Source organism: Acidithiobacillus sp. (genome assembly GCF_027322205.1).
Lineage (GTDB): Bacteria > Pseudomonadota > Gammaproteobacteria > Acidithiobacillales > Acidithiobacillaceae > Acidithiobacillus.
This window is the reverse complement of the sequence record NZ_DAHVHY010000067.1, coordinates 1-10,658: the sequence shown is the minus strand read 5'-3', so window position 1 is coordinate 10,658 and position 10,658 is coordinate 1. Positions and strand designations below refer to the sequence as shown.

Annotated in this window: 9 protein-coding genes; all 9 read left to right on the top strand. The window is 57.9% G+C overall.

All coding sequences use genetic code 11. The features are described from left to right. On the top strand, positions 1 to 818 hold an 818-nt coding region (locus tag M7F93_RS09630; protein ID WP_298172570.1), incomplete at its 5' end, for a glycogen/starch/alpha-glucan phosphorylase. A 67-nt stretch (positions 819 to 885) separates the two neighbouring features. Then, on the top strand, positions 886 to 2,415 hold the full coding sequence (gpmI, locus tag M7F93_RS09625) for a 2,3-bisphosphoglycerate-independent phosphoglycerate mutase (RefSeq protein ID WP_298172567.1): 1,530 nt from the start codon (positions 886 to 888) through the stop codon (positions 2,413 to 2,415). Positions 2,416 to 2,418: 3 nt separating this feature from the next. Then, entirely contained in the window at positions 2,419 to 3,819 is a 1,401-nt protein-coding gene (locus M7F93_RS09620) for a murein hydrolase activator EnvC family protein (RefSeq protein WP_298172564.1), read from the top strand. A gap of 99 nt (positions 3,820 to 3,918) precedes the next feature. Further along, a complete protein-coding gene (locus tag M7F93_RS09615) occupies positions 3,919 to 5,367 on the top strand; it encodes a S41 family peptidase (RefSeq protein WP_298172561.1) in 1,449 nt (482 codons plus the stop codon). 130 nt (positions 5,368 to 5,497) lie between these two features. After that, positions 5,498 to 6,061, top strand: coding sequence for a DJ-1 family glyoxalase III (locus tag M7F93_RS09610; protein ID WP_298172559.1), 564 nt, complete (start codon positions 5,498 to 5,500; stop codon positions 6,059 to 6,061). 64 nt (positions 6,062 to 6,125) lie between these two features. Further along, the gene (locus M7F93_RS09605; protein WP_298172556.1) at positions 6,126 to 6,902 is read left to right on the top strand and encodes a peptidylprolyl isomerase; all 777 of its coding nucleotides are present in this window, start codon (positions 6,126 to 6,128) and stop codon (positions 6,900 to 6,902) included. 176 nt (positions 6,903 to 7,078) lie between these two features. Further along, on the top strand, positions 7,079 to 7,387 hold the full coding sequence (clpS, locus tag M7F93_RS09600; RefSeq protein WP_298172553.1) for an ATP-dependent Clp protease adapter ClpS: 309 nt from the start codon (positions 7,079 to 7,081) through the stop codon (positions 7,385 to 7,387). 3 nt (positions 7,388 to 7,390) lie between these two features. Continuing rightward, a complete protein-coding gene (clpA, locus tag M7F93_RS09595; protein ID WP_298172551.1) occupies positions 7,391 to 9,649 on the top strand; it encodes an ATP-dependent Clp protease ATP-binding subunit ClpA in 2,259 nt (752 codons plus the stop codon). Further along, a partial coding sequence (locus M7F93_RS09590; protein WP_298172573.1) for a protein adenylyltransferase SelO occupies positions 9,639 to 10,658 on the top strand: 1,020 nt, incomplete at its 3' end. The genes clpA and M7F93_RS09590, both read left to right, overlap by 11 nt.

The following is a 10,658-nucleotide window of genomic DNA, read 5'->3' as shown; positions in this document are numbered from 1 at the left end:
TGGACGTGCAGGTAAAACGCATCCACGAGTACAAACGGCAACTGCTCAACGCCCTGCATGTCATTCACCTCTACGACCGCATCAAGCGTGGCGAAGCTGCCGAGGTGACCCCCCGCAATATCCTGTTTGCCGGCAAGGCGGCGCCCGGCTATTTTATGGCTAAGCGCACCATCAAGTTCATCAACAACATTGCCAATGTCATTAATCACGATCCGGATACCGAGGGCTTGTTGCGCGTGAGCTTTCTACCCGACTACCGGGTCTCTCTCATGGAGAAGATTTGCGCGGCGACAGACCTCTCCGAGCAAATCTCCACGGCGGGCAAGGAGGCCTCCGGAACCGGCAACATGAAGTTCATGATGAATGGGGCACTGACCATTGGCACTCTGGATGGCGCCAATATCGAAATCCGCGACGCGGTAGGTCCCGAACATTTTTTTCTTTTCGGATTGAATGCTCAGGAGGTCAGTCAACTGCGCGGGCACTATAACCCGCAAATCTACCTACAGGCGGACCGTGACCTGCAACGGGTCATGGATCTCATACAGAGCGGCTATTTCAATGCTTTCGAACCGGGTATTTTCGACCCCATCGTCCGCGCTGTCACCCATCCCCAGGACCCGTGGATGGTGCTCGCCGACTTTACCAGCTACAAGCTGAAGCAACGGGAAGCGGCGGAACTCTGGCATGATCAGACTGAGTGGCAACGCCTCAGCATCCTCAATACGGCGGCCAGCGGCGTTTTTTCCAGTGACCGGACCATCGCCCAGTACAATACGGACATCTGGCACCTGAAACCTCTGGTCATGACCCCATGACAGGGTTCGTCTGATCTGTTCTAATGCCTTTCACTGACGGGCTGCATTCGCCACACTGAGGGAACTGATGACCCATAAACCACGTCCAGTGTTACTCCTGATCCTCGATGGCTGGGGATATCGCGAGGATCCCGTGGATAACGCCATTGCTCAGGCACGTACGCCGAACTGGGATGGCTGGTGGCAGAGTCATCCCCATGGCCTCATCAATGCGTCCGGCGCCTCTGTAGGGCTTCCGGGCGGGCAGATGGGCAACAGCGAAGTCGGGCACATCAATATCGGTGCCGGTCGCGTGGTATATCAGGAGTACGAACGTATTAATCGTACCATCGCCGATGGCAGCTTTTATGCTAACAGCAGCCTCTGTGCGGCGGTGGATGCCGCAAAGGCACAGGGCGGTGCTGTACATATTCTTGGCCTGCTTTCGGCAGGCGGGGTGCACTCCCACGAAGAACACATTCTCGCAGCGCTGCGCTTGGCACAGGGCCGGGGGACAGAGCGGGTCTATGTGCATGCCTTTCTGGATGGTCGTGACACCCTGCCACGCTGCGCGGCGGCATCGTTGGAAAAGCTGGACGCCGAGATCAGCACCCACGGTGGCGCTCTGGCTTCAGTGATTGGCCGTTTCTATGCCATGGATCGTGACCACCGCTGGGATCGGGTACAGCAGGCCTATGATCTGCTTACCCTCGGCAAAGGTGAACACTATGCCACGGGTGTCGAAGCGCTCGCTGCCGCCTATGCGCGTGGCGAAAGCGACGAATTTGTTGCCGCCTCCCAGATTGGTGCCAGCCCGGTGTGTATCGGCGATCATGATGCGGTGTTATTCATGAACTTTCGCTCTGATCGCGCCCGACAGATCACCCGCCCCTTTGTCGAAGCAGATTTCGATGGTTTCACCCGGCAGGCAACACCCCATCTCGCCGACTTCGTTACCCTCACAGAATACAGTGAGCGCTTTGACGTGCATGTGGCTTACCCCCCCACCCGCCTGAAAAACACCTTTGGCGAATGGGTATCGCAATTTGGCTTGCATCAGCTGCGCATCGCCGAGACCGAAAAGTACGCCCATGTCACCTTCTTTTTAAACGGTGGTGACGAAAAGGTGTTTCCGGGTGAGGACCGCGTATTGATTCCGTCCCCCAAGGTCACCACCTACGATCTGCAACCGGAAATGAGCGTGGATGAGTTGACCGACACTCTGGTCACCCGTATCGAAAGTCGCCAGTACGATGCCATCATCTGTAATATTGCCAATCCCGATATGGTCGGCCACAGTGGCAAACTGGCCGCCGCCATTGCTGCGGTCGAAGCGGTAGACCGCAACCTGGGCCGTATTGTCAGCGCTGTGCGCGCTGTAGGTGGCGAAGTGCTGATCACTGCCGATCATGGCAATGTTGAACAAATGCTGGACGTAGAGAGCGGCCAGGCGCACACCTCCCATACTTGCAACCCGGTGCCCCTGCTCTATATTGGGCGTTCCGCTGAGATTCTGGCCGGGGGTGCTCTGGAAGATCTGGCCCCCACCCTGCTCCAGCTCATGGGCTTGCCGGTACCTCCTGAAATGGGCGGGAAAAACCTGGTGCAGACCCTCTGACCTATGCCCCTCCTGTCCCGTCCCCGCGTCGGCGCCCTGTTTGCCTTGATCATTCTCCTCCCGGCAGGAGCGGGCGCGACAACATTGCAGGAGAAAATACAAAGCAGCCGGCAAAAGCTGGAGCATATCCACGAAAACCTGGGACAAATGCAGGCACACCTCGCGGCGGGGCAGAAAACCCAGGCACAACTGCGTGGAGAGATCAGCGCCATCGATCAACGGGTTGTTGCGGCGCAGGAAAAGCTGGTCGGCATTCAGCAGCAGCAGCACTTGGCAAAATCGCAGATTGCTGACCTGCGGGCAAAAATCAGTGCACTCCGAGCCGAACTGACGCAGCAGAAAAGCATTCTCGCCCAACAGTTGCGTGCCGCCTACACGCTGGGTGGTGTCACGCCATTGGCCGTCTGGCTACAAACGGAACGTCCGGGAGAACTGGGGCGTATGAGCGTCTTTTATGAGTCCTTGGCTAGGGCGCGCAGTACACTTATTATCAAGACTCAAGACACGGCGCAACAAATACTGAAGACCAAGCAGGAGGTGCAAACCCACGAAGCCCGTCTCGCCCAATTGGCACGGCAAGTCGGTGCTCAGGAGCACACCCTCCAGCAACAGCGTCAGCATCACGCCGCACTGGAAAGTCAGTTGGCAGACCGCATTGCCGCCGACAAGGCGAAGATTTCCGAACTGCAGGCTAACGCCAATATTCTCGATGGATTGGTGAGCCGTCTGGTCGTACAGTTCCGCCGTCAGGAAGAAGCCGCCCGCGCCGAAGCGCGACGCAAGGCCGAAGCCGCAGCAGCGGCCCGTCGTGCAGCAGCGATAACCGCACGACGGCAAGCCATTGAGCAACGTCGTCTAGCCCAGGGGGCCCAAGCAGAACTGCGCGCGCGGCAGGAGCAGAAAGCGGAGCGGGCACGGCAGGTTCAACGTGCGGCAAACGCGCAAAAGCAACCGCCAACCACTGTAGTTCGTCCGCCAGTGATAGCGGCCGCGCCCGCATTGCCTGCAACCCCCGTCGTCGGCCACGGCCACTACCCGGCGCCGGTAAACGGGCCTATCAGCGCCCGTTTTGGTGCCCCGCGGGTGACTGGCGGACTCAACTGGCAGGGTATTATCTTCCAGGCTGTGGTGGGGACACCCGTTCACGCCATAGCGCCCGGCATGGTACTTTATGCGGGACCTTTACGGGGCTATGGACAGATTGTCATCGTGCAAATCGCACACAGCTTATTAGCCATATACGGGCACTTGGGTGCTACCAATGTCCACGTTGGGGAACAGGTCTCTACAGGTCTCCAGGTAGGCAGTGTCGGCAGCGGTGGGGAATTGGGGAACGATGGCCTTTATTTTGAGATGCGTAATGCGGGACACCCTGTTAATCCCTTGGACTATATTCACAACTGAGGAATAACTTGGCTTTTATGAGATCCCCCATGTTGCCGGTCGCATTCCGTTTGCCGCAAATATTCACGGGTTACAGCTATACCCTCGGAGACTTCATCCATGTCCACTCCCCGCTTCCCTAAACCACGCCGTGGTACTTTGCTGGGCCTTGGTGTCGGGCTCATTCTGGGCGTCAGTATCAGTTTTGCAGTCACCGTTTATGCGGCTAAGGATCAGGATAAAATCCCGCTGGAACAAATCCAGACCTTCAGTCAGGTCTTCGAGATCGTCAAATCCAATTACGTCGATTCCACTTCCGACAAGAAACTAATGGATGGTGCCATAGACGGCATGGTCAGTGCCCTGGATCCTCACTCTGCCTACCTGACACCCAAAGAATTCAAAGAGATGGAAGTGCTCACCAATGGCAAATTTGGCGGGCTGGGCATTGAAGTAACGGGTGATCATGGGGTACTTAAAGTCGTTGCCCCCATCGACGGTACCCCGGCAGCGAAGGCAGGCATCGAATCAGGCGACCTCATCGTCAAAATTGACGGTAAGGCCCTGCAGGGCGTTGGCCTGCAAAAGACCGTGGATATGATGCGGGGCAAACCAGGTACGCAGGTCACCCTGACCATTTTGCGGCCCCATCAGGCACAGCCCCTGCATTTCACCCTGACCCGCGCCATCATCAAGGTGCAGAGTGTACGCGCTGCCATGCTTGCACCCGGCATTGGCTACATCCGTATCAGTCAGTTCCAGGAAAACACCGGCAGTGCGACCCGCAAGGCCGTAAAGCATCTGGAGCAGGAAGCCAACGGGCATCTCAAAGGCTTGATCCTCGACCTGCGCAATAATCCGGGTGGGGTGCTCGGGGCCGGGGTCGAGACAGCGGATACCTTCCTGAACAAAGGGCTGATCGTCTACACCAAAGGCCGCACCACCAATAGCGACATGCGCTTCTCCGCCCATGGACCAGACTACCTCCACGGCGCGCCCATGATTGTGCTCATCAATGGCGGCTCGGCCTCGGCAGCCGAAATTGTCACCGGCGCCCTCAAGGATGATCACCGTGCTCTGATCATGGGCCAGCGCAGCTTTGGCAAGGGGTCGGTACAGACGGTGATGCCGCTGAGCAATGGCGGCGCCCTCAAACTGACAACCGCGCTCTATTACACCCCGGCGGGCTGCTCCATCCAGAGTCAGGGCATTATCCCCAATATCGAGGTGCAGCCAGCCAATGCACAGCTACGCGCCCTGGATGCCAACCTCCTGAAGGAGTCGGAACTGCACGGTGTGCTGAAAGCGCCGGATGAGTGCAGCAAGGTCACCCCCCGATACACTATCGCCCTGCCAACCTCCGCCACTGTCTCCGCACCCACTGCCGCCACCCAGCCCACTAAAGAAGATGAGGCCATGGCCGCCAGCAGTGTCCTGAAACCAGATCTGGCCAAGGATTACCCGCTGCACGAAGCGCTCGCCATCCTGGAAGGCAAGGCCGTCCCGGTACAGGAGAAGGGGCATACCGTCGATACCGTGATCCCCCTTCCGAAGGCAGCAGGACAATGATCCGGACCGGAATATTTTGCTTTGCCATACGCTGGTCATGGATAAATTTCGCACACATACGGTCAAATCCGGGGTGGCTGTCCGAAACAGCAAAGATTGTGCATTTCTTCTTAAGAGGAACAGAGCTCCGGTGACCTCGGCAATTCAGATACTTATCCCCCTAGCGGATGGCTTCGAGGATATGGAGGTGGTGATCTCCTGCGACATCCTACGACGGGCCGGCTTAACCGTTGTCCTCGCGGGACTCGACACAGGATTGGTCACCGGCGGGCACGGGTTGCGCCTGCAACCCGACGCACTGTTAGCCGATGTGGTCAGCATTGATATCGATGTGATCCTACTCCCTGGCGGCACTGGGGGTGTGCAGCGGCTGGCAAAGCATCGACCGCTTATTCAGCTCCTGCAGGAAAGACACCGGCGGGGGCTGATTATTGCCGCCATTTGTGCGGCACCTGGCATGCTGGCCACTCATCATCTGCTCGACGGGCGCCAGGTCACCGCCTATCCGGGCACCCTCGACCCGCAGAGCTCGAATTATACCTATCAAGAAAGTGCCGTAGTGATTGATGGCCCGCTGATTACCTCACGGGGGCCTGGTACAGCTATGGATTTTGCTCTTACCCTGGTGGAACTCCTCCTCGGTCCTGAAAAACGTCGGGAAACAGAGGCGCCACTGCAACTTAGTACCTCCTGAGACTTCCCCTTTGTCCACCACTATGGATAATAGGTCCAGCGTCACTTAACCTGAAGGAAAATTTATGAAACTTCGCGCGGTCATTCTTGCTGCCACAGTCAGCGCTTTTGCAGTACCCGCTTTTGCAGCCCCTGTCGCCACCGTCAATGGCATCGCCATCGACAACAGCCAGGTGCAAGCCATCATGTCCATGAGCCCGGCGCTTGCCAAAGAGCCCAATGCCCGCGAGCAAGTGGTGCAGAATCTGGTGAACATGGAAGTACTTTCGCAGTACGCTATCAACCACAAGCTGGACCAGTCCGCTGATGTCAAGCAACGTCTAGCCATAGCCAAGCGCCAGATCCTGGCCGATGCGGCGGTGGATCAGTATGTGCAGGAGCATCCGGTTCCTGAGGTCGACATTCAGAATGCCTATCACAAATTCGTCCAGGCCATGGGCAAGAAAGAATTTGAAGTGCGTCATATTCTGGTGAAGACCAAGGCCGAAGCCAACAAGATTATGGCTGAGCTCAAGGCCGGCAAGAAGTTCTCTGCCCTCGCTGAGAAAGACTCCATTGATAAGGCCAGTGCCGCCCACGGTGGCGAACTGGGCTGGATTGTCCCAGGTATGGTCGTTCCGCCCTTCGCTCAGGCCATCGAGACAGCTCCTATCGATAAGCCTGTTGGCCCGGTGCAGACCCAGTTCGGCTATCACGTGATTGAGGTACAGGCGACTCGTGCCCTGACCCCTCCGCCACTGAGCGCCATGAAGGATCGTATCAAGATGCAGTTGCAGCAGCAGGAGGCCGCCAAGTTCGTCTCCGATCTGCGCAGCCAGGCGAAAATCGATATCACCAAGTAAGTTCGGTATCGTTTGAGCAAAAGCGCCGAGGGCTTTCCTTCCGGCGCTTTTTTTGGTCGCCCGCGACCCCATCTTCAGAGGCGTGGGCTATACAGATTTTGCTGGTGGACCATCTTGCCAGAGCGGAGGGCAGGCGCCACAATGACAGCGGATGTTAAATACTAGGGGTGTAGGTCATGGGTAGAACACAGCATCGTCGCAGCACCATCTTGGAGCGCGAGCCGCAGGTACAGGAACCACGAATGTACCGGGTGCTGCTGGTAAATGATGATTTCACCCCCATGGACTATGTCGTGCATATTCTTGAAGCGTATTTTCACAAGCCCCATGACGAGGCAGTCGCGGTGATGATGGCGGTACATCAGCAGGGTAAGGGGTTATGCGGGATTTTTCCCTATGATCTGGCGGAAACCAAGGTCGCTCTGGTCACCGCTGATGCCCGGCAACACCAGCATCCACTGCGCTGTATCATGGAAAAGGAGTGAACCATGATCGATAAATCTCTGGAACAGTCCATCAATCAGGCCTTCCAGATTGCCCGCCAGTATGGACATGAATATGCATCCGTGGAACATCTCCTGCTTGCCCTTCTGGATAATCCTGACGGTATGGATGTGCTCAGCGCTTGCGGTGCCGATCGCACGCATCTGTCTGCGGAACTACAGAAGTTTCTGGAACGCAAAGTACCCGCCATGGGTCCTGCGGGAACGATCAACACCCAACCATCCGTAGGTTTTCAGCGGGTCATTCAGCGCGCCCTCTACCATGTGCAGTCGGCGGGTAAGGAAGCGGTTTCGGGGGCGAATGTCATTGTCGCCATCTTCGCCGAAAGGGAATCCCACGCCGTTTACTTCTTGCAGAAAGAACATGTGACAAGACTCGATGTGGTCAATTTTCTGGCGCATGGCACACGCAAGGATGAAGTCATGGATGAGGAAGAAGAGGAAGTCGAAGGCACCACAGAAAAGAAGGGAAACAGTAAGGACCCACTTACCGCCTATGCGCGCAATCTCAATGCCATGGCGCGGGCCGGACGGCTGGACCCGTTGATCGGACGCCAGGAGGAGTTGATCCGGGTTCTGCAGGTGCTGGCGCGGCGTCGAAAAAACAATCCCCTCTTCGTCGGTGAACCGGGGGTCGGGAAAACTGCCATCGTCGAGGGTCTTGCGCGCGCCATTGTCGCCGGCAAGGTGCCGGAGATGCTGGAAGATGCGACCATTTATGCCTTGGATTTGGGGGCATTGATCGCTGGGTCCCGCTATCGGGGTGACTTTGAAGAACGCCTGAAAGGGGTGCTGAAGGCACTGCGCAAGAAACCCAACAGCATCCTCTTCATTGACGAGATTCATACCCTGATCGGTGCCGGAGCAGCTTCGGGCGGCGCCATGGATGCCTCCAATCTGCTGAAGCCGGCTCTCGCCTCTGGTGAACTGAAGTGTATCGGGGCGACCACCTATCAGGAGTTCCGCCAGTATTTTGAGAAAGATCGCGCACTAACCCGCCGCTTCCAGAAAATTGACGTGCCGGAGCCCTCTCAGGAAGAGTCCGTGCAGATTTTGCGCGGACTGAAGGGGCAATTTGAGCAGCATCATGGCCTGCGTTATACCGACACAGCCCTGCGCGCGGCGGTAGAGCTTTCCGTCAAGCACATCCATGATCGCCATCTGCCCGACAAAGCCATTGATCTCATCGACGAGGTGGGCGCCGCGCAAGCGCTTTTGCCTGCATCCCGGCGCAAGAAGAGCATCGGCGTTCACGACATTGAAGAGATGGTCGCCCGGGTAGCCCGCATTCCGGGTAAGAGTGTCTCTACCGATGATCGTCAGGCGCTGAAGAATCTGGAGCGGGATCTGGGATTCGTCATCTACGGTCAGGAAAAGGCCATCCACGAACTCTCCGCAGCTATCAAAATGGCGCGGGCAGGCCTGCGCCACCACGAAAAGCCGGTGGGGAGTTTTCTCTTCTCCGGCCCGACCGGAGTGGGTAAGACCGAACTCAGCCGACAGTTGTCCAGCCTGCTCGGCATCCCACTGCTGCGCTTTGACATGAGTGAATACATGGAACGGCATACGGTGTCGCGGCTTATCGGTGCGCCGCCGGGATATGTCGGGCATGACCAGGCCGGGCAACTGACCGAAGCGGTGAGCCGTAATCCCCATGCGGTACTGTTACTGGATGAAATTGAGAAGGCCCACCCGGACATCTTCAACGTGCTCCTGCAGGTTATGGATCATGGCAAACTGACGGATGCCGGCGGACGCACGGTGGACTTCCGCAACGTGGTGCTCATTATGACCACCAATGCAGGCGCCGAGTCACGCGGCAAGGCGAATATTGGTTTCATGAACACCCCCCAGAGTGATGGCGGACAGGAAATGGAGACCATCCGCCGGGTCTTTGCGCCGGAATTCCGTAATCGCCTGGATGCCGTCGTGCCCTTCGCGCCCCTCTCCCGGGAGACGATACTGCATGTGGTGGACAAGTTCGTCATGGAACTGGACGAGCAGTTGCTGCTAAAGGGCTATAGCCTGGAAATCAGTGCCGAACTCCGGCAGTGGCTGGCGGATAAGGGCTACGATCCACAGATGGGGGCACGGCCGATGACACGGATGATTCAGGAACATCTGAAGAAGCCGCTGGCGGAACACATCCTCTTTAGCGACCTGCCCAAGGGCACACGGATTACGGCGCTGCTGGAGGACGGTGAGGTGAAGCTGGAAATACCGGAGCCGGTGCATCAAGACTGACGGACAAGACATCATTACATTTGACAACACTTATGCGCGCGATCTGGAGGGTTTTTACACTCCCTGGCAAGCCGCTGCGGCACCAGCACCCCGACTGCTGTTATTGAACCAGGCGCTGGCGGAGGAACTGGAGCTCGACAGTGCCACGTTGGACAGCGAACTGGGTGCCGCCATTTTTTCAGGAAATCAGGTCCCGGAAGGCGCGCGGCCTCTGGCTCAGGCCTATGCCGGTCATCAGTTCGGCCACTTCTCTCCGCAACTGGGTGACGGCCGCGCCCTCCTGCTCGGCGAACTGATCGATCGCCACGGTCGGCGCCGGGATATGCAACTGAAAGGCTCTGGTCGCACGCCCTTTTCGCGGGGCGGCGATGGCAAGGCGGCACTGGGGCCAGTACTGCGCGAATACGTCATCGGCGAAGCCATGCATGCGCTGGGCATACCCACCACTCGCGCGCTGGCCGCCGTCACGACCGGGGAAACCGTCCATCGGGAAACAGCGCTCCCCGGCGCCGTCCTCACCCGCATCGCCGCCAGCCATATCCGCGTCGGCACCTTTCAGTTCTTTGCCGCACGCAACGAAAACGCCCGAGTCAAACAGCTGGCCGACTACACCATCGCCCGCCACTACCCCGCCCTGAAAAGTGCGGACAATCCCTATCTGGAGTTGTTTGCGGCGGTATCCGCCGCACAGGCCGCACTGATCGCGCGCTGGATGCTGGTCGGTTTCATTCACGGTGTGATGAATACGGACAACATGAGCATCGCCGGCGAAACCATCGACTATGGCCCCTGTGCCTTCATGGACAGCTATGACCCAGAGACTGTTTTCAGCTCCATCGATGCCCAGGGCCGCTATGCCTACGCCCACCAACCCTTGATCGCACAGTGGAATCTCACGCGCTTCGCCGAAACCCTGATTGATCTGGTTCACCCCGACGCCGATGAGGCCGTGCGCCTGCTGACCGAACAAATCAACGATTTTCCTACGCTCTACACCCGCCACTGGCTC